This window comes from Bacillus cereus group sp. BfR-BA-01383, from assembly GCF_022663495.1.
Lineage (GTDB): Bacteria > Bacillota > Bacilli > Bacillales > Bacillaceae_G > Bacillus_A > Bacillus_A cereus_AU.
The window spans coordinates 19,085-44,265 of sequence record NZ_JAKUFP010000028.1; the positions used below are offsets into that span (position 1 = coordinate 19,085).

Here is a 25,181-nt window from a genome sequence, read left to right on the forward strand (position 1 = left end):
GCAAGGCAATACCTTAAATTATAGAACTTCTGGAGCTAAAGAAACGATCTTCATGAAGTTGCTATCACGTAATTCACGAGCTACTGGTCCGAAGATACGAGTACCACGTGGGCTCTTATCGTCTTTGATGATAACCGCTGCGTTTTCATCAAATTTGATATAAGAACCGTCCGGACGACGAGCTCCGCTCTTCGTACGTACTACTACTGCTTTAACAACGTCACCTTTTTTAACAACGCCACCTGGTGTTGCTTGTTTTACCGTAGCAACGATAATATCACCAATGTTAGCATATTTACGACCAGAGCCGCCTAATACTTTAATTGTTAAAAGTTCACGTGCACCAGAGTTGTCAGCAACTTTCAAACGAGATTCTTGTTGGATCATGTTATGAAACCTCCCTTCGGACTAAAAATTCCGATTCGTCTATTTAGATAATAACCGCTTCTTCAACGATTTCAACTAAACGGAAACGCTTAGTAGCAGAAAGCGGGCGAGTTTCCATGATTTTAACGATATCGCCAAGTTTCGCTTGGTTTTGCTCATCATGGGCTTTGTACTTCTTAGAATACTTAACACGTTTTCCGTACAAGGAATGAGTTTTGTAAGTTTCAACTAAAACTGTAATCGTTTTGTCCATTTTGTCAGACACTACACGACCAGTATAAACTTTGCGTTGGTTACGTTCGCTCACTATGCAAACCTCCCCTCAATTTATCGATTAATTCCGATCTCTCTTTCACGAACTACAGTTTTCATACGAGCAATCGCTTTACGCACTTCACGAATGCGAGTTGGATTCTCTAATTGTCCTGTAGCAAGTTGGAAGCGAAGATTAAACAACTCTTCCTTTAAAGCTTTAACTTTTGTTTCGATTTCGGCAGTGGTTAATTCACGAATATCATTAGTTTTCATTAGATTCACCACCATTTTCTTCACGTTTTACGAATTTACATTTCACAGGTAACTTGTGAGCTGCAAGACGTAATGCTTCGCGTGCTACCTCTTCAGATACACCCGCGATTTCGAACATAATTTTCCCAGGTTTTACTACTGCTACCCAGCCTTCTGGTGCCCCTTTACCGGAACCCATACGTACTTCTAGAGGTTTTGCAGTGTAAGGCTTAGAAGGGAAAATTTTAATCCATACTTTACCGCCACGTTTCATGTAACGAGTCATTGCACGACGAGCAGCTTCGATTTGACGGTTTGTAATCCATGAAGCAGCTTGTGCTTGTAAACCGAATTCACCGAAAGCAATTTCAGTTCCACCTTTTGCACGACCACGCATTTTACCACGATGCTCTCTACGATATTTTACGCGTTTTGGCATTAACATATTATTTTCCTCCTTCCTCAGAAGCTTTCTTTTTTGTAGGAAGGACTTCTCCACGGTAGATCCATACTTTTACGCCTAATTTACCGTATGTTGTATCAGCTTCAACTGCTGCATAGTCAATATCAGCGCGAAGTGTATGAAGTGGAACAGTTCCTTCACTGTAAGATTCTGCACGAGCGATATCAGCTCCGCCAAGACGACCAGAAACCTGTGTTTTAATACCTTTAGCACCTGCACGCATAGCACGTTGAATAACTTGCTTTTGTGCACGACGGAATGATACACGGTTTTCTAATTGACGAGCGATGTTTTCGCCTACTAATTTAGCGTTAAGATCAGCTCTCTTAACTTCTAAAATATTGATGTGTACACGCTTGCCTGTTAATTGGTTAAGAGCTTTACGAAGTGCTTCAACTTCAGTACCACCTTTACCAATTACCATACCAGGTTTTGCAGTGTGAATTGTAACATTTACACGATTTGCTGCACGTTCGATTTCTACTTTAGCAACAGCAGAATCTTTTAAGCGTACAGTAATGTACTCACGGATTTTGATGTCTTCATGTAATAATGTAGCGTAATCTTTCTCAGCGAACCAACGAGATTCCCAGTCACGGATAACACCGACACGAAGACCAATTGGATTAACCTTCTGACCCATCGATTATCCCTCCTTCTTTTCTGATACCACAACTGTGATGTGGCTTGTGCGTTTGTTAATTTGGCTTGCACGACCCATTGCACGTGGACGGAAACGTTTCAACGTTGGACCTTCGTCAACGAAGACTTTTTCAACAACTAGGTTGTTAATATCCATCTCATAATTGTGCTCTGCATTTGCGATTGCAGATTTTAAAACTTTTTCTACAACTGGAGAAGCAGTTTTTGGTGTGTGGTTAAGGATAGCAATCGCTTCACCCACTTGCTTACCTCGGATTAAGTCTACTACTAAACGAACTTTACGAGGAGCAATACGAACTGTTCTCGCTACTGCTTTAGCTTGCATTGAAGTGCCTCCTCTCATTATCTTCTAGTTTTCTTATCGTCAGCAAGGTGACCTTTATACGTACGAGTTGGTGCGAATTCACCTAACTTATGGCCAACCATATCCTCAGTGATGTACACAGGTACGTGTTTACGACCATCATATACAGCGATTGTGTGTCCGATGAACTGAGGGAAGATAGTTGAACGGCGAGACCAAGTTTTAACAACTTGTTTTTGCTCAGATGCAACTAATTTTTCCATTTTGCTCATTAAGTGATCATCGACAAATGGTCCTTTTTTTAAGCTACGAGCCATTTTGGTGCCTCCCTTCGTGATTGGCGTACGGTTCTTGAAATGAACCGTACTACAATCCCATTATTTTTTACGACGACGAACGATAAATTTATCAGACGCTTTGTTTTTCTTACGAGTCTTGAATCCAAGAGTTGGTTTACCCCATGGAGACATTGGAGACTTACGTCCGATTGGAGAGCGTCCTTCACCACCACCGTGTGGGTGATCAACCGGGTTCATTACAGAACCACGAACTGTTGGGCGCTTACCTAACCAGCGAGAGCGACCTGCTTTACCGATTTTGATAAGTTCGTGTTGTTCGTTACCAACTTGACCGATTGAAGCGCGACAAGCAGATAATACAAGACGTACTTCACCAGAAGTTAAACGTACAAGTACGTATTTACCTTCTTTACCAAGTACTTGAGCTGATGTACCAGCAGAACGAACTAATTGTCCGCCACGACCAGGCTTAAGCTCGATGTTATGAACAACAGTACCTACTGGAATGTTGATTAATGGTAATGCGTTACCGATTTTGATGTCAGCTTCTGGGCCAGACATAACTTCCATACCTACTTCTAAAGATTTAGGAGCAAGAATGTAACGTTTTTCACCGTCAACGTAGTTAATTAATGCGATATTCGCAGAGCGGTTTGGATCGTATTCGATCGTAGCAACGCGTCCTGGAATTCCATCTTTGTTACGCTTAAAGTCGATGATACGGTATTGACGCTTATGTCCGCCACCTTGATGACGTACAGTAATTTTACCTTGGTTATTACGACCAGCCTTTTTGCTTAAAGGAGCAAGTAAAGACTTTTCTGGTCTGTCAGTCGTGATTTCAGCGAAATCATTCGTAGTCATGTTACGACGACCGTTAGTAGTTGGATTATACTTTTTAATTCCCATCTCAATTTCCCTCCTTCTTTAGTAAGAATTAAACGCCTTGGAAGATTTCGATTTCTTTGCTGTCAGCAGTTAGCTTAACGATTGCTTTACGACGACGGCTAGTAAAACCAGCGTGACGACCAACACGTTTTGCTTTCGGCTTGTAGTTCATGATGTTTACTTTGTCTACATTAACACCAAAGATCGCTTCAATAGCGTCTTTAACTTCTGTTTTATTAGATTTAACGTCCACGTCGAACGTATATTTTTTTTCAGCCATCATTTCCATAGAACGTTCAGTGATAACTGGGCGCTTAATGATATCACGAGGATCTCTCATTATGCAAGCACCTCCTCTACTTTTGCCACTGCCGCTTTTGTCATGATTAACTTATCATGATGAAGCACATCTAGCACGTTTACGCCATCAGCAGTGATTACTGTTACTCCAGGGATATTGCGAGCAGATAACTCTACAGATTCGTTTGCATCAGCAGTTACGATAAGAGCTTTCTTCTCAACAGTTAATCCTTTAAGTACTGTTACCATGTCTTTTGTTTTTGGTGCATTTAACACTAGGTCTTCAAGAACTACAATGTTGTTCTCAACTACTTTAGTAGCTAATGCAGATTTGATTGCTAAACGACGAACTTTCTTAGGAAGTTTGTACGCATAGCTTCTTGGTGTAGGTCCGAATACCGTACCACCACCACGCCATTGAGGAGAGCGGATAGAACCTTGACGAGCACGTCCAGTTCCTTTTTGACGCCATGGTTTACGACCACCACCGCGAACTTCAGAGCGAGTTTTTACTTTGTGTGTACCTTGACGTAAAGATGCACGTTGCATCATTACAGCTTCGAAAAGTACAGCTTCATTTGGTTCGATACCGAAAATAGCTTCAGCTAATTCGATTTCACCAACCTGTGAACCAGTTTGGTTATATACAGTAACTTTTGGCATTGGAATTCCTCCTTCCTATTGTGAATTATTTGCTAACCTTCACAGCGCCTTGAACAACTACAAGAGATTTCTTAGCACCTGGAACGTTACCTTTTACTAGTAATAAGTTGCGCTCAGTGTCAACTTGAACGATTTCTAAGTTTTGGATAGTAACTTGGTCTCCACCCATACGTCCAGCAAGTTTTTTACCTTTGAATACACGGTTCGGAGCAACTGGCCCCATTGAACCTGGACGACGGTGATAGCGAGAACCATGAGACATAGGTCCGCGAGATTGTCCGTGGCGTTTGATAACACCTTGGAAACCTTTACCTTTAGAAATTCCTGTTACGTCAACGATTTCACCTGCAGCGAAAACTTCAACTTTTACCTCTTGACCAACCTCTAATCCGTCCACGTCTGCATCGCGGATTTCGCGAATGAAGCGCTTAGGAGTTGTAGATGCTTTAGCAGTGTGGCCTTGTTCAGGTTTGTTAGTTAACTTTTCACGTTTATCTTCGAATCCTAACTGGATTGCGTTGTAGCCATCAGTTTCAGTTGTTTTCTTTTGAAGAACAACGTTTGGATTAGCAGCGATTACCGTTACTGGGATTAACTCACCGTTCTCAGCAAATACTTGAGTCATACCGATCTTTCTTCCTAAGATTCCTTTGGTCATGAGTTACACCTCCTACATTTTTAAGTTATATAAATTATAGTTTGATTTCGATATCTACACCAGATGGTAAGTCTAAACGCATTAATGAATCTACTGTTTGTGGAGTAGGACTCACAATATCGATTAAACGTTTGTGTGTGCGCATTTCGAATTGCTCACGAGAATCTTTGTACTTATGAACAGCACGAAGAATTGTGTAAATAGTCTTCTCAGTTGGTAATGGGATCGGACCAGAAACTGTTGCCCCAGAACGCTTAGCTGTTTCTACAATTTTCTCAGCTGATTGATCAAGAATACGGTGATCATAAGCTTTTAAACGGATACGAATTTTTTCTTTTGCCATTATTTTCCCTCCTTCGTTCGCCTATTTCTAAAATAGACCTTCTCCATGGAAATTTCCCCACACCATGCCATGGCAAAGCGGCCGGGTGTGTCAGCAACCTTCCACTTCATCGCAGTCAAAGACCAACATTGTTTATTATACAATGTTATTCGTCTAGATGCAAGCATCTTTTTGTTTGCATCTGCTTTTCTCTACTTTTGCTATTATACATGGCACTTTAAAGAATTTCAAGTTTTCATCTAACAGAATTCGTTTTACAGTTTCTGGGTTTTGTTTTATTGATTTTATATACTATAGAAGAAACTCGTCAAAACAAAAAATATGATCTCGTTCATTATATAAATGCAAATAAAAAACCCAAGGGAAAATCCCTTGGGTTTTTATATATCAGTTAAGATTACTCAACGATAGTTGCAACTACACCGTAACCTACTGTACGTCCACCTTCACGAATAGAGAATTTAGTTCCCTCTTCGATAGCGATTGGAGCGATAAGTTCGATAGTCATTTCGATGTTGTCACCAGGCATTACCATTTCAGTACCTTCTGGTAATTGGATGATACCAGTTACGTCAGTTGTACGGAAGTAGAACTGAGGACGGTAGTTAGCGAAGAATGGAGTGTGACGTCCACCTTCTTCTTTAGATAATACGAAAACTTCAGCTTTGAATTTAGCGTGAGCTTTTACAGAGCCAGTTTTAGCAAGAACTTGTCCACGTTGGATGTCTTCACGAGCAACCCCACGAAGTAGAGCACCGATGTTGTCTCCAGCTTGAGCTTGGTCAAGAAGTTTACGGAACATTTCTACACCAGTTACAGTTGTAGAAGCATTCTCTTCAGCAAGACCGATGATTTCTACTACGTCACCAACTTTAACGATACCGCGCTCAACACGACCAGTAGCAACTGTACCACGACCTGTGATAGAGAATACGTCCTCGATAGGCATTAAGAATGGTTTGTCAGTTTCACGTTCTGGAGTTGGGATGTAAGCATCAACTTCAGTCATTAATTCGATGATTTTTGCTTCCCAATCAGCTTCTCCTTGAAGAGCTTTAAGAGCAGAACCTTTGATTACAGGAATGTCGTCGCCTGGGAATCCGTATTCAGATAATAGGTCGCGAACTTCCATTTCTACTAATTCTAATAATTCTTCGTCGTCTACCATGTCGCATTTGTTTAAGAATACAACGATGTAAGGAACACCTACTTGACGAGAAAGAAGGATGTGCTCACGTGTTTGAGGCATTGGACCATCAGCAGCAGATACTACTAAGATACCGCCGTCCATTTGAGCAGCACCAGTGATCATGTTTTTAACATAGTCAGCGTGACCTGGGCAGTCAACGTGTGCATAGTGACGAGTTTCAGTTTCGTACTCAACGTGTGCAGTTGAGATTGTGATTCCGCGCTCTCTTTCTTCTGGAGCAGCGTCGATTTGATCGTATCCGCGTGCTTCAGCACCACCAGCTTTTGCAAGAACTGTAGTGATCGCAGCAGTTAATGTAGTTTTACCATGGTCAACGTGGCCGATTGTACCGATGTTAACATGGGGTTTAGAACGTTCGAATTTAGCTTTAGCCATTCTAAATTCCTCCTTAGTTTATATAGGTTATTTTATATTTAGACTAGAAAGTGAAACTTAAGCCTCACTTTCTAAGCTTACATAAGTAGTTATACTTGAACAATCGATAAAAATCAATTATTCACCTTTATTTTTTTTAATAATTTCTTCAGAAACAGACTTTGGTACTTCTTCATAATGATCAAATGTCATTGAGAATGTTCCGCGTCCTTGAGTGTTAGAACGTAATGCTGTCGCATAACCGAACATTTCAGAAAGTGGAACCATAGCGCGAACAACTTGTGCGTTACCGCGAGCTTCCATACCTTCTACACGTCCACGACGAGATGTTACGTCACCCATGATATCTCCCATGTACTCTTCAGGAATTACAACTTCAACTTTCATCATTGGCTCAAGAATTACTGGGCTACATTTAGAAACCGCAGCTTTAAGTGCCATAGATGCAGCGATTTTGAACGCCATCTCAGATGAATCGACATCATGGTAAGATCCGTCAACTAATGCAGCTTTAATGTCAACTAGTGGATAACCAGCTAGTACACCATTTTTAAGTGCATCTTCAAGACCTGCTCCAACAGCTGGGATGTATTCACGTGGAACTACACCACCGACGATCTTGTTTTCGAATTCGAATCCTTTACCTTCTTCGTTAGGTTCAAACTCAATCCAAACGTGACCGAATTGTCCACGACCACCAGATTGACGAGCGAACTTACCTTCAACTTTCGCAGCAGCGCGGAAAGTCTCACGGTATGCTACCTGAGGAGCACCAACGTTTGCTTCCACTTTGAATTCACGACGCATACGGTCAACGATGATATCAAGGTGAAGTTCACCCATACCAGCGATGATAGTTTGGCCAGTTTCTTGGTCAGTGTGAGCACGGAATGTTGGATCTTCTTCAGAAAGCTTAGATAATGCTGTACCCATTTTATCTTGGTCAGCTTTAGATTTTGGTTCGATAGCTACAGAGATAACTGGCTCTGGGAATTCCATAGACTCAAGGATAACAAGGCTCTTCTCGTCACAAAGAGTATCACCAGTAGTAGTATCTTTTAAACCAACAGCAGCAGCGATGTCACCAGCGTAAACTGTTGAAATCTCTTCACGGCTGTTAGCGTGCATTTGTAGGATACGACCTACACGCTCACGCTTACCTTTAGTTGAGTTTTTCACGTATGATCCAGAGTTTAACACACCAGAGTACACACGGAAGAACGTTAACTTACCAACGTAAGGGTCAGTCATGATTTTGAATGCTAAAGCTGCGAATGGTTCTTCATCGCTAGACTTACGTTCTACTTCTTCATCTGTATCCGGAAGAGTACCTTTAATAGCAGGTACATCTAATGGAGATGGTAGGTAGTCGATAACTGCGTCTAACAGAATTTGAACACCTTTGTTTTTGAATGCAGAACCACAGATTACTGGGAAGAATTCTACAGAAGTTGTAGCCTTACGGATACCAGCTTTAAGCTCTTCAATAGTGATTTCTTCACCTTCTAGGTACTTCATCATCATTTCTTCATCAAGCTCAGCTACCGCTTCAATAAGTTTTCCACGGTATTCTGCAGCTAATTCTTTATGCTCTTCAGGAATTTCGACACGCTCGATGTCTGTTCCTAAATCGTTACCGTACATGTAAGCACACTCTTCAACAAGGTCAATGATACCATTGAACTCATCTTCAGCACCGATTGGTAACTGAATTGGATGTGCGTTTGCTTGTAAACGATCGTGGATTGTTCCTACAGAGTATAAGAAGTCTGCACCGATCTTATCCATTTTGTTAACGAATACGATACGAGGTACGCCGTAAGTAGTAGCCTGACGCCAAACAGTTTCTGTTTGTGGTTCTACACCAGATTGTGCATCAAGTACTGCTACCGCGCCATCAAGTACGCGTAAAGAACGTTCTACTTCTACTGTGAAATCTACGTGTCCAGGAGTATCAATGATGTTTACACGATGACCTTTCCATTGTGCTGTAGTTGCAGCAGAAGTAATTGTGATACCACGCTCTTGCTCTTGCTCCATCCAGTCCATCTGAGATGCACCTTCGTGAGTTTCACCGATTTTGTGAATACGTCCTGTATAATACAGAATACGCTCAGTAGCTGTTGTTTTACCAGCATCGATGTGAGCCATGATACCAATATTACGAGTGTTTTCTAAAGAGAACTCTCTTGCCATTTGGTGTCTTGCTCCTTCCATATATGGATTGGATTTTTTATTTTAAGTAGCAAAAAAGCCACTTTATATTGTTACATATGTCAGTATGTCCAGTACCCTCATTATGTAAAACGAGCGCCCAACGAAAGGGAGAGGCATTCTCCCTCTCCACACTTTCATAAGCGACAAATAAAGCGGTTTATGCTTACATTTATTTTACGTTGAATCCTACCAACGGTAATGAGCAAATGCTTTGTTAGCTTCTGCCATTTTATGAGTATCTTCACGTTTCTTAACAGATGCACCAGCGTTGTTAGCTGCATCTAAGATTTCGTAAGCTAGACGCTCTTCCATAGTTTTTTCACCACGAAGACGAGCATAGTTTACTAACCAGCGAAGACCTAAAGTTGTACGGCGTTCTGGACGAACCTCAACTGGAACTTGGTAGTTAGCACCACCAACACGACGAGCGCGTACTTCAAGAACAGGCATGATGTTCTTAAGAGCTTGCTCGAATACTTCCATTGGTTCTTTATCTGAACGTTCACGAACGATATCGAAAGCGTTATAAAGAATTGTTTGAGATTTACCTTTTTTACCGTCAACCATCATTTTGTTGATTAGGCGTGTTACAAGTTTCGAATTGTACATTGGATCTGGTAACACGTCACGTTTTGCAACAGGTCCTTTACGAGGCATATTGAGTTCCTCCTTTCATTTTAAATTTATTATTTTTTAGCAGGTTTTGGTCGCTTAGTACCATATTTAGAACGTCCTTGCATACGTTTGTCAACACCAGCTGTATCAAGCGCACCACGAACGATGTGGTAACGTACCCCCGGTAAATCCTTTACACGACCACCGCGAATTAATACTACGCTATGCTCTTGTAGGTTATGACCGATACCTGGGATGTAAGCTGTAACTTCAATACCGTTTGTTAAACGTACACGAGCGTATTTACGTAACGCTGAGTTAGGTTTCTTTGGAGTCATTGTACCAACACGAGTACATACACCACGTTTTTGAGGTGCAGAGATATCAGTTGATTTTTTCTTTAAAGAGTTGAACCCTTTGTTTAACGCAGGTGATTTAGATTTCCATACTTTATCAGTACGACCATTTCTCACTAATTGGTTAATAGTAGGCATTTGATTATCCTCCCTTCGCATGTTTGTATGACCACATATCCAGGTGGTTCATTATTAGTTGAAAACAAAGTTTTTGCAAGGGAGAACAAATGCTCTCTCCTCACAAAAACAGTTTTAACTTATTATTCCTATTGCTGAAGCTCCCACTTGAATCCCCGAAACTTTTCCAAGTTTACGAACTGATTCAACTTTTGTTATGGGTATGTTATGTTGCAATGCAGTACGAATGATAACATGGGTTAACCGCACGTCAGCATCTTCCGCAATGACAACTTCTTTAACTATACCATTTTTAATTGCTTCCAATGTGCGTTTATGACCCACGACTACATTTTCAGCATTTGACACTTTTTGATAAGACATATAAATATCCTCCAAAGCATCGTTCAGGAGCAACCTTGATTATAGTAACATTTTGACTCATACAATGTCAACTAGGATTAGCTGTTTTTATACAAAATTTACGACGGAAAATTTTACTGTTCCACATAAACTTCATCGTTTTCTACATTCATGTTATCTTGTGTTGTTTTTACAAGATCCACTTTTCGATAACGATTCATACCTGTTCCAGCAGGAACAAGCTTACCGATAATAACATTCTCTTTCAATCCTAGAAGCTCATCGCGTTTACCTTTAATTGCTGCATCCGTTAGAACACGAGTTGTTTCTTGGAACGAAGCTGCAGATAAGAACGAATCTGTTTCAAGTGAAGCTTTTGTAATACCAAGTAGAACTGGTCTAGCTGTTGCTGGTTGTTTACCTTGCAGTAACACCTTCGCATTCGCATCAGTAAACTGATGGATATCTAGTAATGTTCCTGGTAATACATCTGTTTCACCTGCATCACTTACACGAACTTTACGCAGCATTTGACGTACCATTACTTCTACGTGTTTGTCACCAATTTCTACCCCTTGCATACGGTATACTTTTTGAACTTCACGTAATAAGTATTCTTGAACTGCTGTAATGTCCGTTACTTTTAGTAATTCTTTCGGATCAATAGAACCTTCTGTTAACTCTTTACCGTGGCTAATTGGCTGTCCTGGAGTTACTTTCAGACGAGCACCGTAAGGAATAGCATACGTACGAGCTTCAACTTCACCCTGTACAACTACTTCTTGGCGATCTTTAACATCGTTGATCGCTGCGATAACACCGTCGATTTCACTGATAACTGCCTGACCTTTCGGATTACGAGCCTCGAAGATCTCTTGGATACGAGGTAAACCTTGAGTGATATCATCTCCGGCAACCCCACCTGTATGGAACGTACGCATCGTTAACTGTGTACCTGGCTCACCGATAGATTGAGCTGCGATAATACCTACCGCTTCTCCTACTTCTACGTCTGTACCAGTTGCTAAGTTACGACCGTAACACTTCTTACATACACCGTGGCGAGTGTTACACGTAAACGCTGAACGAATGTTTACAGTTTCAACACCCGAATTTTCAACGATATGAGCAATATCTTCAGTAATTAATTGATTTTCAGCAACTAATACTTCACCTGTTTCAGGATGTTTTACAGTTTTTCTTGCAAAACGTCCAACAAGACGATCATATAACGACTCAATAACTTCATTACCCTCTTTAATCGCACCGATTAATAAACCGCGATCTGTTCCACAATCATCTTCACGAACGATTACATCTTGTGCAACGTCTACAAGACGACGTGTTAAGTAACCAGAATCGGCAGTTTTAAGTGCTGTATCGGCAAGACCTTTACGCGCACCATGCGTAGAGATGAAGTACTCAAGTACTGTTAAACCTTCACGGAAACTTGATTTGATCGGAAGTTCAATGATACGACCAGATGGATTGGCCATCAGACCACGCATACCAGCAAGCTGAGTAAAGTTCGATGCGTTACCACGGGCACCGGAATCACTCATCATGAAGATTGGATTGCGTTTATTCAAGGATTTCATCAGTTTACCTTGGATAACATCTTTTGCATTACTCCAAATAGAGATAACGCGATCGTAACGTTCTTCTTCCGTGATTAAACCGCGACGGAATTGTTTAATTACATTATCTACTTTTGCTTGCGCTTCATGGAGAATTTCATCTTTTTCGCCTAATACAAGAATGTCAGATACCCCAACTGTAATACCAGCTTTTGTAGAGTACTTAAATCCTAAGTTTTTCATACGGTCAAGCATGCGTGATGTTTCCGTAATTTGGAAACGTTTGAACACTTCCGCAATGATGTTACCAAGGATCTTCTTGCTAAATGGCGCCACTTCTTCGCGACTCGCAATAATCTCTTTAATGTTCGCACCTTTTTCAACGAAATACTCCGCTGGAGTTTCTTTTTCAAGGTTTGAGTTTGTTGGTTCATTAATATAAGGGAACGACTCTGGTAAGATTTCGTTAAATATTAATTTACCAACTGTTGTTAATAGAAGCTTACCTTTTTGCTCTTCAGTAAATGTTACGTTATTTACTGAACTTGCTGCAACTGCAACACGTGTGTGCAGATGTACATATCCGTTTTGATATGCAAGTATTGCTTCGTTTGCATCTTTGAAGACCATACCTTCACCGATTGCACCTTCACGCTCAAGTGTTAAGTAATAGTTACCTAATACCATATCCTGAGATGGAGTAACAACTGGCTTACCGTCTTTCGGATTCAAGATGTTTTGTGCCGCTAACATAAGAATACGAGCTTCTGCTTGTGCTTCTGATGATAAAGGTACGTGAACCGCCATTTGGTCACCGTCAAAGTCAGCGTTGTATGCAGTACATACAAGTGGATGAAGACGGATTGCGCGACCTTCTACTAATGTAGGCTCAAACGCCTGGATACCAAGACGGTGAAGTGTTGGTGCGCGGTTTAGAAGTACTGGATGCTCTTTGATCACAGATTCTAAAACGTCCCAAACTTCAGGTTGTACACGCTCGATTTTACGTTTCGCACTCTTAATGTTGTGTGCTAATCCTTTACCAACTAACTCTTTCATAACGAAAGGTTTGAACAGTTCAAGCGCCATTTCTTTCGGTAATCCACATTGATACATCTTTAAGTTCGGTCCTACAACGATTACAGAACGGCCAGAGTAGTCAACACGTTTACCTAATAAGTTTTGACGGAAACGTCCTTGTTTACCTTTAAGCATGTGAGATAGTGATTTTAATGGACGGTTACCTGGTCCAGTAACTGGACGGCCACGACGACCATTATCGATTAATGCGTCTACAGCTTCTTGTAACATACGTTTTTCGTTTTGAACGATGATGCTTGGTGCACCTAAGTCCAATAGACGTTTTAAACGGTTGTTACGGTTAATTACACGACGATATAAGTCGTTTAAATCAGAAGTAGCAAAACGTCCACCATCTAACTGTACCATTGGGCGTAGTTCTGGCGGGATAACTGGTAGAACATCTAGGATCATCCAAGATGGCTCATTTCCAGAGTTACGGAATGCTTCTAATACTTCTAGACGTTTAATAGCACGAGTACGACGTTGTCCTTGCGCTGTTTTTAGTTCTTCTTTTAAGAAGTCTACTTCTTTATCTAAATCGATGTCTTGTAGTAGCTTTTTAATTGCTTCTGCACCCATAGCAGCTTGGAATGTGCTACCATATCGATCACGATATGCACGGTATTCTTTTTCAGAAAGTAATTGCTTCTTATCAAGTGGTGTATCTCCACTTTCTGTTACAACATAAGAAGCGAAGTAAATTACTTCTTCAAGCGCGCGAGGGGACATGTCTAAGACAAGTCCCATGCGGCTCGGGATACCTTTGAAATACCAAATATGAGATACAGGAGCAGCTAATTCGATATGACCCATACGTTCACGACGAACTTTTGCACGCGTTACTTCAACGCCACATCGATCACAAACTACACCTTTATAACGTACACGTTTGTATTTTCCGCAATGACATTCCCAGTCCTTTTGTGGTCCGAAAATACGCTCACAGAACAAGCCATCTTTTTCAGGCTTTAACGTACGATAGTTAATTGTTTCTGGTTTCTTAACTTCACCGTATGACCAAGAACGAATCTTGTCAGGTGAAGCAAGTCCAATCTTCATATATTCAAAGTTATTTACATCTATCAAGGGGCCTACCTCCCTTTTAGTCTACAGGTTATCCCAATTATTCCTTAGTTGTCTCAACTTCAACATTCAATTTATCTGCTGATTGATGATCATCGTCATCTTCCGTATCACGCATTTCAATTTCTGTATCGTTGATTGACATCATTTTAACGTCCATACCTAAACTTTGCAGTTCTTTAATCAATACTTTGAATGATTCAGGAACGCCTGGTTCTGGAACATTTTCACCTTTAACAATAGCTTCATACGTCTTAACACGTCCAACAACGTCATCAGACTTCACTGTTAAGATTTCTTGAAGAGTATAAGCAGCACCGTAAGCTTCAAGTGCCCAAACCTCCATCTCACCGAAACGCTGTCCACCGAACTGAGCTTTACCTCCAAGAGGTTGCTGCGTTACAAGTGAGTATGGTCCAGTAGAACGAGCATGAAGTTTATCGTCAACCATGTGCGCAAGTTTGATCATATACATGACACCAACAGATACGCGGTTATCGAATGGTTCACCAGTACGTCCGTCATACAGGATTGTTTTCGCGTCATTTGCCATACCAGCTTCTTCAATTGTGCCCCATACATCTTCCTCACGAGCACCATCGAATACTGGTGTTGCAATGTGAATACCAAGGTATCTTGCTGCCATACCAAGATGAAGCTCTAATACCTGACCGATATTCATACGAGATGGTACCCCTAATGGGTTTAACATGATATCGATTGGCGTACCGTCTGGTAAGTAAGGCATATCTTCTTCTGGTAAAATACGAGAGATAACACCCTTGTTACCGTGACGTCCGGCCATCTTGTCACCTTCAGAAATTTTACGTTTTTGAACGATATATGCACGTACAAGTTGATTCACGCCTGGTGGCAATTCATCGCCATCTTCACGGTTGAATACTTTTACGTCTAAGATAATACCGCCACCACCGTGTGGTACACGTAGTGATGTATCACGTACTTCACGTGCTTTTTCACCGAAGATTGCATGTAATAGACGTTCTTCTGCTGTTAATTCTGTTACACCTTTAGGTGTTACTTTACCAACAAGTAGGTCTCCATCTTTTACTTCAGCACCGACGCGAATAATACCGCGCTCGTCAAGGTTACGAAGTGCATCTTCTCCAACATTCGGAATATCACGTGTAATTTCTTCTGGTCCAAGCTTCGTATCACGAGCTTCTGATTCATATTCTTCAATATGAATAGAAGTGTACACATCATCTTTTACAAGGCGCTCACTCATAATGATCGCATCCTCATAGTTATAACCGTCCCATGTCATGAAGCCAACAAGCACGTTACGTCCAAGTGCTAGTTCACCTAATTCCATAGAAGGACCATCCGCAAGGATTTCACCTTTTACAACTTCATTTCCAACACTTACGATTGGACGTTGATTGTAACAAGTTCCTTGGTTAGAACGAATGAATTTCTGCATTTTGTAGCGATCTAAATCGCCTTTTACTGTTTGACCGTCAACTTCTACATAGCGACGTACCCAAACTTCACGTGCTTCTACGCGTTCAACAACACCAGGATGTTTACAGATCACTGCAGCTCCTGAGTCTTTTGCTGATACGTACTCCATACCTGTACCTACAATCGGAGATTCCGGATTCATTAACGGAACCGCCTGACGTTGCATGTTCGCTCCCATAAGTGCGCGGTTAGAGTCATCGTTTTCTAAGAACGGAATACAAGCTGTCGCTGCCGACACTACTTGTTTTGGAGATACATCCATGTAGTCGATGCGTTCTTTATTTGTGACAATGTTTTCACCACGGAAACGAGCTACGATATCTTCATCAAGGAATTCCCCTTCTTCAGATAATTTCATATTCGCTTGGGCTACAACATAATTATCTTCTTCATCTGCTGTTAAATAATCAACATGCCCTGTTACAAGACCAGTTTCTGGGTCAACACGACGGTATGGTGTTTCGATGAAACCAAACTCATTTACTTTCGCGAACGAAGATAATGAGTTAATCAAACCGATGTTTGGTCCCTCTGGCGTTTCAATTGGACACATACGACCGTAGTGAGAGTAGTGAACGTCACGTACTTCAAAGCCTGCGCGCTCACGCGTTAAACCACCGGGTCCTAATGCAGATAGTCTTCGTTTGTGAGTTAACTCTGCTAATGGGTTTGTTTGGTCCATGAACTGAGATAACTGAGAACTTCCGAAGAACTCTTTAATAGATGCAATAACAGGACGAATATTAATTAATGCCTGTGGTGTAATTGCATTTGTATCTTGAATCGACATTCTCTCACGAACAACACGTTCCATACGAGAAAGACCGATACGGAATTGGTTTTGTAATAGTTCTCCTACAGAACGCAGACGACGATTTCCTAAGTGGTCAATATCATCTGTATCCCCTACTTTGTATAGTAAGTTGAAGAAGTAACTAATAGAAGCAAGAATATCACCTGGTGTGATGTGTTTTACATCGCGAGTAATATTTGCATTCCCAATTACGTTGATAGAACGTTCGCCCTCTGATTCAGGAGCATAAATCTTAATAGATTGCAGCTCAACATCGCCTTCTACCACTCCACCCATTGGTTTCGCTGTTTTGAATCCAATGTTTTTCTCTAAGTAAGGTAAAATGCGATCCAGTGTACGACGATCTAAGATTGTTCCTTCTGCCGCTAAAATTTCACCAGTTTCTGGATCCACTAATGTTTCAGCTAAACGTTGGTTAAACAATCTGTTTTTAATGTGTAGCTTTTTGTTGATCTTATAGCGACCTACATTTGCTAAATCGTAGCGCTTTGGATCAAAGAAACGAGACACAAGTAAGCTCTTTGCATTTTCTACTGTTGGTGGTTCACCAGGACGTAGGCGCTCATAAATTTCAAGCAATGCTTTTTCTGTGCTATCTGTGTTGTCTTTTTCTAACGTGTTGCTTAAGTATTCGTTATCACCTAAAAGCTCGGTGATTTCTTGATCAGAGCCAAACCCTAATGCGCGTAACAAAACAGTTACAGGAAGTTTACGCGTACGGTCAATACGCACATATACAACATCCTTAGCATCTGTTTCATACTCTAACCAAGCTCCGCGGTTTGGAATTACAGTAGCAGTAAAACCACGTTTTCCGTTTTTATCCACTTTGCCACTATAGTATACGCTTGGAGAGCGAACTAACTGGGAAACGATAACACGTTCTGCACCGTTAATTACGAATGTTCCAGTCTCTGTCATGAGTGGGAAATCTCCCATGAACACATCTTGTTCTTTTACTTCACCAGTTTCCTTGTTGATTAGACGCACTTTTACACGAAGTGGTGCTGCATACGTCACATCACGCTCTTTGCATTCTTCTACAGAGTATTTAGGTTCACCTAAGCTGTAGTCGATAAATTCAAGCGATAGATTTCCCGTAAAGTCTTCAATCGGAGAAATGTCTTGGAACATTTCTCGCAAACCCTCATCAAGAAACCACTGATAAGAAGAGGTTTGAATTTCGATAAGATTTGGTAACTCTAATACTTCACTAATACGGGCATAACTTCTTCGTTGGCGGTGGCGTCCGTATTGAACTAGTTGACCTGTCAACTGCTTCACCCCTCAAATCATGAGTATTATAAATGCACAAAAAAATTTGTGCAAAATCACAAATAAATACAACTACTGCTATTAGCGTAGTTTTTTTCTCTTAAAGATAAATACGTTGAGTCTTTCTACCTGCTCAAAAAAGAAAAATGGCTTCTATAAGAAAACCATCATTCTGTTTCATAATCTGCTGATTTTACTATCTTTTCCAAGAGAAACAAAAATATACATCTTTCTCAACGCAGAAAATCATATATTGGCATTGTATAATGTTAACATAGCCAAAAATAACCGTCAACGTTTTTTTGATTTTATGATATAATATCCTTTTTTCTTTTCTACAACTTCAACTTCAGAAAATACTTCTTCTAGTTTTTTCAGTGCAGATGGTGCACCCTGCTTCTTTTGAATAACAATCCACAGTTCTCCACCTGGAACTAAATACTCCTCAGCCTTTTCTAAAATCTCATGCACGATATCTTTACCAGCACGAATTGGAGGGTTAGATAGAATAACAGCATACTTGCCATCTACATTTTCATAGACGCTACTTTGAAAAATACGTATATTCTCGATTCTGTTATTAGCGGCATTTTCTTTCGCAAGCCCAAGCGCCCTTTCATTCACATCCACCATGTGAACTTCACGACCTTGAAACTCTTTCGCTAACGACAAACCGATAGGACCGTATCCGCAACCTACGTCTAATATATCACCTTTAATATCCGGCATTTGAAACGCTTCAATTAAAAGACGGGAACCAAAGTCCACCTCGTTTTTCGAAAACACCCCATGGTCAGATAAAAAAGTAAATTGAGATCCACGAAGTGCAAATTCCCATCGTTTACGATCACTTTTACTAGAAGGGTCGTTAGAAAAATAATGGTCTGCCATATGGCCACCTCTTTTCTTTACAGTTAAAAAAAAAGCTCGCATGAGAGCGAGCTTTTTTAAAGCATCAAAAGTTAATTACTTAACTTCTACAGCAGCGCCAACTTCTTCAAGTTTAGCTTTCATTTCTTCAGCTTCCTCTTTAGAAACGCCTTCTTTGATTGCTTTTGGAGTGTTGTCAACTAATTCTTTAGCTTCTTTTAAGCCAAGACCAGTGATTTCACGTACAGCTTTGATAACTTTGATTTTTTGAGCGCCAGCACTTGCAAGTACTACGTCAAACTCAGTTTTCTCAGCAGCAGCTTCACCAGCGCCACCAGCTACAGCTACAGGAGCAGCAGCAGTTACGCCGAATTCTTCCTCGATAGCTTTTACTAAGTCGTTAAGTTCTAATACAGTCATAGATTTAACTGCTTCAATGATTTGTTCTTTAGTCATTGTAAATATCCTCCCTTAAATAGGTTTGTATTGTTTTATAGATAACAAGTAATTATCTTTTAAAAAATTAAGCGCCTTGCTCTTCCTTTTGTTCTGCAACTGCTTTAGTAGCAAGTGCAAGGTTACGGATTGGAGCTTGAAGAACGCTAAGAAGCATAGAAAGTAAGCCTTCACGTGATGGAAGAGTAGCGATAGCTTTAACCTCATCAAGTGTTACAAGTTTACCTTCGATTACGCCCGCTTTAATTTCTAAAGCTTCATGTTTTGTAGCGAAGTCGTTTAATACTTTCGCAGGAGCAACTACATCCTCGTTACTGAACGCGATTGCGTTTGGTCCTGTTAAGAATTCATTTAACTCAGCCATTTCAGCAGATTCTGCAGCACGACGAGTTAGAGAGTTTTTGTAAACTTTGAACTCAACGCCAGCTTCACGTAATTGCTTACGTAATTCTGTTGCTTCAGAAACTGTTAAACCACGGTAGTCAACAACGATTGTAGATTTACTAGCGCGAAGTTTGTCCGCGATTTCAGTTACAACTTGTTGTTTAGTTTCGATTACTTTGCTCATGTTATTACACCTCCTGTAGATTATATAGAAGATGTACCGAAAGTGCACTAAAAACCTCCATGCCCAACTTGTAGACATGGAGGCATATAGTCACAGAAAAAAATTCCGCTTCGTATATTAACACCTAGGTAGGAAATTAAGTCTATTGACACCTACTGTCTACGGTACACTATTTAAATTCACAACATAAATGATTATATAAAAACTTCTTTATGAAGTCAACTTCCAATTTTTACGCTAATGTAGAAACGTCTACACGTACGCCAGGTCCCATTGTAGAAGCAACTGTTACGTTCTTCATGTAAGTACCTTTTGCAGCAGCTGGCTTAACTTTTTGTAAAGTGTCAGCAATTGTTTTGAAGTTTTCTACTAGTTTAGCATCTTCGAAAGATACTTTACCGATTGGAACGTGGATGTTACCAGCTTTATCAACGCGGTATTCAACTTTACCAGCTTTGATTTCGTTAACAGCTTTAGTTACATCGAAAGTAACTGTTCCAGTTTTAGGGTTTGGCATTAAACCTTTAGGTCCTAATACGCGACCAAGTTTACCAACTTCACCCATCATGTCAGGAGTTGCTACTACTACATCGAAATCGAACCAACCTTGTTGGATTTTACCGATGTAATCAGCATCGCCTACGAAGTCAGCTCCAGCAGCTTCAGCTTCTTTAGCTTTTTCGCCTTTAGCGAATACTAATACACGTTGTACTTTACCAGTACCATGTGGAAGAACAACTGCACCACGGATTTGTTGGTCAGCTTTCTTAGGGTCAACACCTAAACGGAATGCAGCTTCTACAGTTGCATCAAATTTAGCTGTGTTTGTTTTCTTTACTAATTCTACTGCTTCTGTTGCAGAGTAAGCAGCTGCACGATCAACAAGCTTTGCAGCTTCTACGTACTTTTTACCTCTTTTAGCCATTTTTATTTCCTCCTCGAATGTGGTTTTAGCGGAATAACCTCCCACGTTTACGCTTATTTTCAGGTATAACCTGAGGATGCGCGCCATCCATTTATTTAAAAACGATAATCATTTACGATAATAAAGGTTGCGAATTGGAATTCCAGACCCGCAACCTTTTTAAAAAAAACAAATCGAATTAGTCTTCGATAACGATGCCCATACTGCGTGCAGTACCTTCAACCATACGCATTGCAGCTTCTACGCTAGCAGCGTTTAGGTCAGGCATTTTAGTTTCAGCGATTTCGCGTACTTTATCACGCTTAACAGTTGCCACTTTATTACGGTTTGGTTCACCAGAACCAGACTCAATACCAGCTACTTTCTTAAGAAGAACAGCAGCAGGAGGAGTTTTAGTAATGAAAGTGAATGAACGGTCCTCAAATACCGTAATTTCAACAGGGATGATAAGACCAGCTTGATCTGCTGTACGAGCGTTAAACTCTTTACAGAAGCCCATGATGTTAACACCTGCTTGTCCTAATGCTGGACCAACCGGTGGAGCTGGGTTAGCTTTACCTGCAGGAATTTGAAGCTTTACCATTTTAATTACCTTTTTAGCCACGAGACACACCTCCTTAAGTCCGTGATGTGGTCAATTGGACAGTGATTTGCCCTCCCACGTCATATTTTATCGTAGCGATAAAATCTTTCAAAAAACGTCTCCGATAACGAAGACGTACTGACTTAAAAGATATTATCACTTTTTACAATTCATTTCAAGTTTCATTTTATAATTTTTCAATTTGATGGAAGTCAAGTTCAACCGGAGTCTCGCGGCCAAACATGTCTACAAGCACACTAACTTTTTTCTTCTCCACATCAATTTCTTCAATTGCACCTGTATAATCGGCGAATGGCCCTTCATTTACACGTACTGTCTCATGAAGTTCAAAGTCGAAATCAACCACTTCATTGTCCATTCCCATATGCTTCATGATGGTAACAACTTCCTCTTCCAATAGAGGTGATGGTTTAGATCCAGATCCTGAAGAACCAACAAAACCTGTTACACCCGGTGTATTACGAACAACATACCAAGAATCATCAGTCATGATTAGTTCTACTAACACGTAACCTGGGAACACTTTTCTTTTCATTAATTTTTCTTTACCGTTTTTCATTTCTACTTCTACTTCTTCCGGGACAACAACACGGAAAATTTTATCTTGCATACCCATTGATTCTACACGTTTCTCTAGGTTTGCTTTTACTTTATTTTCATATCCAGAATAAGTATGGACAACATACCAACTTTTTTCCATTCATTTAGGACGAGCGTCCTTCCCTCCCTGACGTGCATTTTTTTGCGCAAATGAAAAAACCCGTTCACCGGGCTTTTACACAGTTCTTATAAATAACATTATATCATGGATAAGTGCTTCTTATTCAAGAATTAACCAAGAATTAACCGAATTAAAGAAGAAATGCCCATATCAACTACTGCGAAGAAAATCGCAAAGAAGACAACTGTAGCGATAACTGTCGCTGTTGAGCGAAGTAATTCATCTTTTTTAGGCCAACTTACTTTTTTCATTTCGCGACCTACATCGCCGAAAAAGTTCGTTAAACGCATCTACGGGACCTCCAATTTATTATTTCAATTATTTATTTTGTTTCCTTGTGAACTGTATGCTTATTGCATGTTTTACAAAACTTCTTTATCTCAAGTCGCTCTACTGAGCTCGTATCTTTCATCGTAGAGTAGTTTCGATTTTTACACTCTTCACATGAGAGTACAACTTTTTTCCTCATCAGTTACACCAGCCTTGTAACATTATGTCCCTAAAAATGTATCATACAACAAAAGACAATGTCAATGTCATGACTCTTACTCTCTTCGCAAAAAGAAAACAGGTGAATTACTTTACACCTGCGCTACTTGCTATGAATTTAAAGTTGTACTCTCTCTCATCTCCATATATCTTTCCAATTTCCTTTTTACACGCTGCAATGCGTTATCAATAGATTTCACATGTCTGTTTAACTGTTCTGAAATTTCTTGATAGGAACGTCCATCTAAGTATAAAGATAGTACCTTTCTTTCTAAATCGCTTAATAATTCAGATATTTTTGATTCTATGTCTGTATATTCTTCCTGACTTATAATCATTTCTTCAGGATCAGTTACTTTCGCTTCCGAAATAACATCTAATAGCGTTCGATCCGATTCCTCATCATAAATTGGCTTATCTAAAGATATATATGAATTTAACGGAATATGTTTTTGCCTTGTTGCTGTTTTAATAGCGGTAATAATTTGTCGAGTGATACATAGTTCAGCAAATGCTTTGAATGAAGACAGCTTGTCCTCTTTATAATCACGAATTGCTTTAAACAATCCAATCATACCTTCTTGAACAATATCTTCTCGATCGGCACCCACTAAGAAATAAGATCTTGATTTCGCGCGAACAAAGTTCTTATATTTGTGAATCAAATATTCTAGAGCGTCAGTATTACCTTTTCGAACTAACTCAACGATTGCCTCATCCTCTAAATCACGAAATGTAACGTCGCCTACACTTACGAAGCCTGCTTCCACTTTGATCCCTCCGACCGCTATTTATTTAGCAATATTATACAGTAAAAAGATAAAGAGCGTCAATGCTTCAACGCTCTCCTCTTCTTAATTTTTCTAATTTTTCTGTAATATCTTTACTAAATATCTTTCGCATGGCGGGTTGCTTTTCTTTCGTGTCTTTTGTACGTCTTCTTACTTGTTGCTCCATCGCCTGTACTTCCAACTCTAATTCACGTGCAGATTTCCGAAGGGCGCCTTGCGCAAATATAATCCATTGTTCCGTATAATCAGAAGTGGCAACATATATTTGTGTATTTATATTTCTAAGCTCAATCGCAAGTTGCTCTATCTTTTCATCCGCAGTTTGATTCTTTCTCGTGAATATTACTTCCACACGCGATTGTTTCATCTTTTTTTCAATACCATGAACTGTATAGGCATCAAAAACTATCATTACCTTTGTTCCTGTATAACCTTGATAATCCGCCATCTTATCAATCAGTGCGTCTCTTGATGATTGCAAATCTACATCCCGCAGTTTCTTCAAGTCTCCCCAAGCTCCGATAATGTTGTAGCCATCAACGATTAAAATGTCGTTCATTTCTTATTTACCAATTTCGTTACGTTTACGATATACCTCATACATTAACAAACTTGCGGCTACTGAAGCATTTAAGGATGTAACTTTACCAACCATCGGTAAAGTGATTAGGAAATCACACTTTTCACCAATAATACGACTCATACCTTTTCCTTCACTTCCAATTACTAAGCCGATTGGCATATTTCCATCTAAATGACGATAATCCGTTTTCCCTTTGGCATCTGTACCAGCAATCCAAAGTCCACGTTCTTTTAATTCATCAATTGTACGAGATAAATTTGTCACGCGTGCAACAGGAATGTATTCAATTGCCCCAGTCGATGCCTTCGCAACTGACGCGGTAAGTCCTACAGCCCTTCTTTTCGGAATAATAATCCCATGAGCTCCCGTTGCATCAGCAGTACGCATAATAGAACCTAGGTTATGCGGATCTTCAATTTCATCTAAAATTAAGAAGAATGGATCTTCGTTACGTTTCTCTGCCACCTTAAATAAATCTTCTAACTCAGCATATTGATATGCAGCCACTTGAGCAATTACACCTTGATGATTACCCTCAACTAATTGATCTAACTTCTTCTTTGGTGCATGTTGTAAAATAATCTTATTCTCTTTCGCTAATGCTAGTACAATCTGCACTTGCCCTTTGGCAGCACCTTCTGCGATCCAAATCTTATTAATATCTCTTCCTGATCGTAACGCTTCAATTACAGGGTTACGTCCGATAATATATTCACTACTCATGATGATGTGCCCCCTTCCTTTTCTTCTAAAACAGCAATTGCTTTATATACAATTTCATCTAATCTTTCACGATTATTTAATAAGTGATGATAACCGATTAATGCTTCAAAAGCTGTACTATGTCGATATGTTTGTACATCCGTATTTTTTGGAACGGTACCCGAATTCGCATTGCGCCCTCTTCTTAATACCGCCTCTTCTTCCTCTGTCAAAAATGCCGTCTCTAATAAATGATAAACAACTTTCGCCTGTGCTTTTGCCGAAACAAAGCTCGTCCCTAAGCGATGTAATTGATTAGGGCGAACTGTTCCTTTTTGAAGGAGGTGATAGCGGATATATTGTTCATATACCGCATCACCCATATATGCTAACGCTAAGCTGTTTAATTGCTTTGCATCGATCATTC

At 40.2% G+C, this 25,181-nt stretch carries 31 protein-coding genes and 1 other annotated feature; all 31 genes read right to left on the reverse strand.

The features are described 5' to 3' along the window. Window positions 1–18 precede the first annotated feature (18 nt). The 31 genes from rplN to MR065_RS20760 all read right to left on the reverse strand — a co-directional run bounded on the left by rplN (window position 19) and on the right by MR065_RS20760 (window position 25,179). Window positions 19–387, reverse strand: coding sequence for a 50S ribosomal protein L14 (rplN, locus tag MR065_RS20610; RefSeq protein WP_000615912.1), 369 nt, complete (start codon window positions 385–387; stop codon window positions 19–21). A 43-nt stretch (window positions 388–430) separates the two neighbouring features. Beyond that, window positions 431–694, reverse strand: a complete 264-nt coding sequence (rpsQ, locus tag MR065_RS20615; RefSeq protein ID WP_000004106.1) for a 30S ribosomal protein S17 — start codon at window positions 692–694, stop codon at window positions 431–433. 20 nt (window positions 695–714) lie between these two features. Then, window positions 715–915, reverse strand: coding sequence for a 50S ribosomal protein L29 (rpmC, locus tag MR065_RS20620; protein ID WP_000855718.1), 201 nt, complete (start codon window positions 913–915; stop codon window positions 715–717). Then, window positions 905–1,339 (reverse strand): 50S ribosomal protein L16, encoded by a 435-nt coding sequence (rplP, locus tag MR065_RS20625; protein ID WP_000928969.1) that lies wholly within the window; start codon window positions 1,337–1,339, stop codon window positions 905–907. The genes rpmC and rplP overlap by 11 nt, the downstream gene beginning before the upstream one ends. Before the next feature lies 1 nt (window position 1,340). Next, entirely contained in the window at window positions 1,341–2,000 is a 660-nt protein-coding gene (rpsC, locus tag MR065_RS20630; RefSeq protein WP_000529958.1) for a 30S ribosomal protein S3, read from the reverse strand. 3 nt (window positions 2,001–2,003) lie between these two features. Continuing rightward, window positions 2,004–2,345, reverse strand: coding sequence for a 50S ribosomal protein L22 (rplV, locus tag MR065_RS20635; protein ID WP_001148024.1), 342 nt, complete (start codon window positions 2,343–2,345; stop codon window positions 2,004–2,006). Window positions 2,346–2,362: 17 nt separating this feature from the next. Beyond that, a complete protein-coding gene (gene rpsS / locus MR065_RS20640; protein ID WP_000124454.1) occupies window positions 2,363–2,641 on the reverse strand; it encodes a 30S ribosomal protein S19 in 279 nt (92 codons plus the stop codon). Window positions 2,642–2,701: 60 nt separating this feature from the next. Continuing rightward, window positions 2,702–3,532: a 50S ribosomal protein L2 gene (gene rplB / locus MR065_RS20645; protein ID WP_000511583.1), complete on the reverse strand. Its 831-nt coding sequence runs from the start codon at window positions 3,530–3,532 to the stop codon at window positions 2,702–2,704. A 28-nt stretch (window positions 3,533–3,560) separates the two neighbouring features. Further along, the gene (gene rplW / locus MR065_RS20650) at window positions 3,561–3,851 is read right to left on the reverse strand and encodes a 50S ribosomal protein L23 (RefSeq protein ID WP_001205557.1); all 291 of its coding nucleotides are present in this window, start codon (window positions 3,849–3,851) and stop codon (window positions 3,561–3,563) included. Continuing rightward, window positions 3,851–4,474 (reverse strand): 50S ribosomal protein L4, encoded by a 624-nt coding sequence (gene rplD / locus MR065_RS20655; RefSeq protein WP_002115319.1) that lies wholly within the window; start codon window positions 4,472–4,474, stop codon window positions 3,851–3,853. The genes rplW and rplD overlap by 1 nt, the downstream gene beginning before the upstream one ends. Window positions 4,475–4,499: 25 nt before the next feature. Then, a complete protein-coding gene (gene rplC, locus MR065_RS20660; protein ID WP_000160209.1) occupies window positions 4,500–5,132 on the reverse strand; it encodes a 50S ribosomal protein L3 in 633 nt (210 codons plus the stop codon). A 34-nt stretch (window positions 5,133–5,166) separates the two neighbouring features. Beyond that, a complete protein-coding gene (gene rpsJ, locus MR065_RS20665; RefSeq protein ID WP_001040595.1) occupies window positions 5,167–5,475 on the reverse strand; it encodes a 30S ribosomal protein S10 in 309 nt (102 codons plus the stop codon). A gap of 397 nt (window positions 5,476–5,872) precedes the next feature. Continuing rightward, window positions 5,873–7,060, reverse strand: a complete 1,188-nt coding sequence (tuf, locus tag MR065_RS20670) for an elongation factor Tu (protein WP_001029617.1) — start codon at window positions 7,058–7,060, stop codon at window positions 5,873–5,875. Window positions 7,061–7,177: 117 nt separating this feature from the next. After that, on the reverse strand, window positions 7,178–9,256 hold the full coding sequence (gene fusA / locus MR065_RS20675; RefSeq protein ID WP_098268761.1) for an elongation factor G: 2,079 nt from the start codon (window positions 9,254–9,256) through the stop codon (window positions 7,178–7,180). Window positions 9,257–9,463: 207 nt separating this feature from the next. After that, window positions 9,464–9,934 carry a 30S ribosomal protein S7 gene (gene rpsG, locus MR065_RS20680; protein WP_001137492.1) on the reverse strand — a complete coding sequence of 157 codons (471 nt, stop codon included), beginning with the start codon at window positions 9,932–9,934 and terminating at the stop codon, window positions 9,464–9,466. Window positions 9,935–9,963: 29 nt separating this feature from the next. Beyond that, the gene (gene rpsL / locus MR065_RS20685; protein WP_001142341.1) at window positions 9,964–10,386 is read right to left on the reverse strand and encodes a 30S ribosomal protein S12; all 423 of its coding nucleotides are present in this window, start codon (window positions 10,384–10,386) and stop codon (window positions 9,964–9,966) included. Window positions 10,387–10,500: 114 nt separating this feature from the next. After that, on the reverse strand, window positions 10,501–10,749 hold the full coding sequence (locus MR065_RS20690) for a 50S ribosomal protein L7ae-like protein (RefSeq protein WP_000121833.1): 249 nt from the start codon (window positions 10,747–10,749) through the stop codon (window positions 10,501–10,503). Between the two features lie 113 nt (window positions 10,750–10,862). Beyond that, window positions 10,863–14,474 (reverse strand): DNA-directed RNA polymerase subunit beta', encoded by a 3,612-nt coding sequence (gene rpoC / locus MR065_RS20695; protein ID WP_098989768.1) that lies wholly within the window; start codon window positions 14,472–14,474, stop codon window positions 10,863–10,865. A gap of 37 nt (window positions 14,475–14,511) precedes the next feature. Further along, window positions 14,512–18,045: a DNA-directed RNA polymerase subunit beta gene (gene rpoB, locus MR065_RS20700; RefSeq protein ID WP_242214937.1), complete on the reverse strand. Its 3,534-nt coding sequence runs from the start codon at window positions 18,043–18,045 to the stop codon at window positions 14,512–14,514. Between the two features lie 291 nt (window positions 18,046–18,336). Next, window positions 18,337–18,936 carry a class I SAM-dependent methyltransferase gene (locus MR065_RS20705; protein ID WP_242214938.1) on the reverse strand — a complete coding sequence of 200 codons (600 nt, stop codon included), beginning with the start codon at window positions 18,934–18,936 and terminating at the stop codon, window positions 18,337–18,339. A gap of 75 nt (window positions 18,937–19,011) precedes the next feature. Continuing rightward, a complete protein-coding gene (rplL, locus tag MR065_RS20710) occupies window positions 19,012–19,371 on the reverse strand; it encodes a 50S ribosomal protein L7/L12 (RefSeq protein ID WP_000159737.1) in 360 nt (119 codons plus the stop codon). Window positions 19,372–19,438: 67 nt separating this feature from the next. Then, window positions 19,439–19,939, reverse strand: a complete 501-nt coding sequence (gene rplJ / locus MR065_RS20715) for a 50S ribosomal protein L10 (RefSeq protein ID WP_000048718.1) — start codon at window positions 19,937–19,939, stop codon at window positions 19,439–19,441. 39 nt (window positions 19,940–19,978) lie between these two features. Then, window positions 19,979–20,122: a sequence feature (ribosomal protein L10 leader region), on the reverse strand. A 49-nt stretch (window positions 20,123–20,171) separates the two neighbouring features. Continuing rightward, window positions 20,172–20,864 carry a 50S ribosomal protein L1 gene (rplA, locus tag MR065_RS20720; RefSeq protein WP_057526845.1) on the reverse strand — a complete coding sequence of 231 codons (693 nt, stop codon included), beginning with the start codon at window positions 20,862–20,864 and terminating at the stop codon, window positions 20,172–20,174. A 178-nt stretch (window positions 20,865–21,042) separates the two neighbouring features. Continuing rightward, a complete protein-coding gene (rplK, locus tag MR065_RS20725) occupies window positions 21,043–21,468 on the reverse strand; it encodes a 50S ribosomal protein L11 (protein ID WP_001085872.1) in 426 nt (141 codons plus the stop codon). A gap of 166 nt (window positions 21,469–21,634) precedes the next feature. Next, window positions 21,635–22,168: a transcription termination/antitermination protein NusG gene (nusG, locus tag MR065_RS20730; RefSeq protein WP_000415794.1), complete on the reverse strand. Its 534-nt coding sequence runs from the start codon at window positions 22,166–22,168 to the stop codon at window positions 21,635–21,637. Window positions 22,169–22,299: 131 nt separating this feature from the next. After that, entirely contained in the window at window positions 22,300–22,479 is a 180-nt protein-coding gene (secE, locus tag MR065_RS20735) for a preprotein translocase subunit SecE (RefSeq protein ID WP_001241321.1), read from the reverse strand. 32 nt (window positions 22,480–22,511) lie between these two features. Further along, a complete protein-coding gene (rpmG, locus tag MR065_RS20740; protein ID WP_012260172.1) occupies window positions 22,512–22,658 on the reverse strand; it encodes a 50S ribosomal protein L33 in 147 nt (48 codons plus the stop codon). 130 nt (window positions 22,659–22,788) lie between these two features. After that, window positions 22,789–23,448 carry an RNA polymerase factor sigma-70 gene (locus MR065_RS20745; RefSeq protein WP_097904636.1) on the reverse strand — a complete coding sequence of 220 codons (660 nt, stop codon included), beginning with the start codon at window positions 23,446–23,448 and terminating at the stop codon, window positions 22,789–22,791. Window positions 23,449–23,515: 67 nt separating this feature from the next. Beyond that, the gene (locus tag MR065_RS20750; RefSeq protein WP_151624162.1) at window positions 23,516–24,028 is read right to left on the reverse strand and encodes an NYN domain-containing protein; all 513 of its coding nucleotides are present in this window, start codon (window positions 24,026–24,028) and stop codon (window positions 23,516–23,518) included. Between the two features lie 3 nt (window positions 24,029–24,031). Beyond that, on the reverse strand, window positions 24,032–24,775 hold the full coding sequence (gene rlmB / locus MR065_RS20755; RefSeq protein ID WP_098268757.1) for a 23S rRNA (guanosine(2251)-2'-O)-methyltransferase RlmB: 744 nt from the start codon (window positions 24,773–24,775) through the stop codon (window positions 24,032–24,034). Continuing rightward, on the reverse strand, window positions 24,772–25,179 hold the full coding sequence (locus tag MR065_RS20760) for a Mini-ribonuclease 3 (protein WP_098769030.1): 408 nt from the start codon (window positions 25,177–25,179) through the stop codon (window positions 24,772–24,774). The genes rlmB and MR065_RS20760 overlap by 4 nt, the downstream gene beginning before the upstream one ends. Window positions 25,180–25,181: the final 2 nt, after the last annotated feature.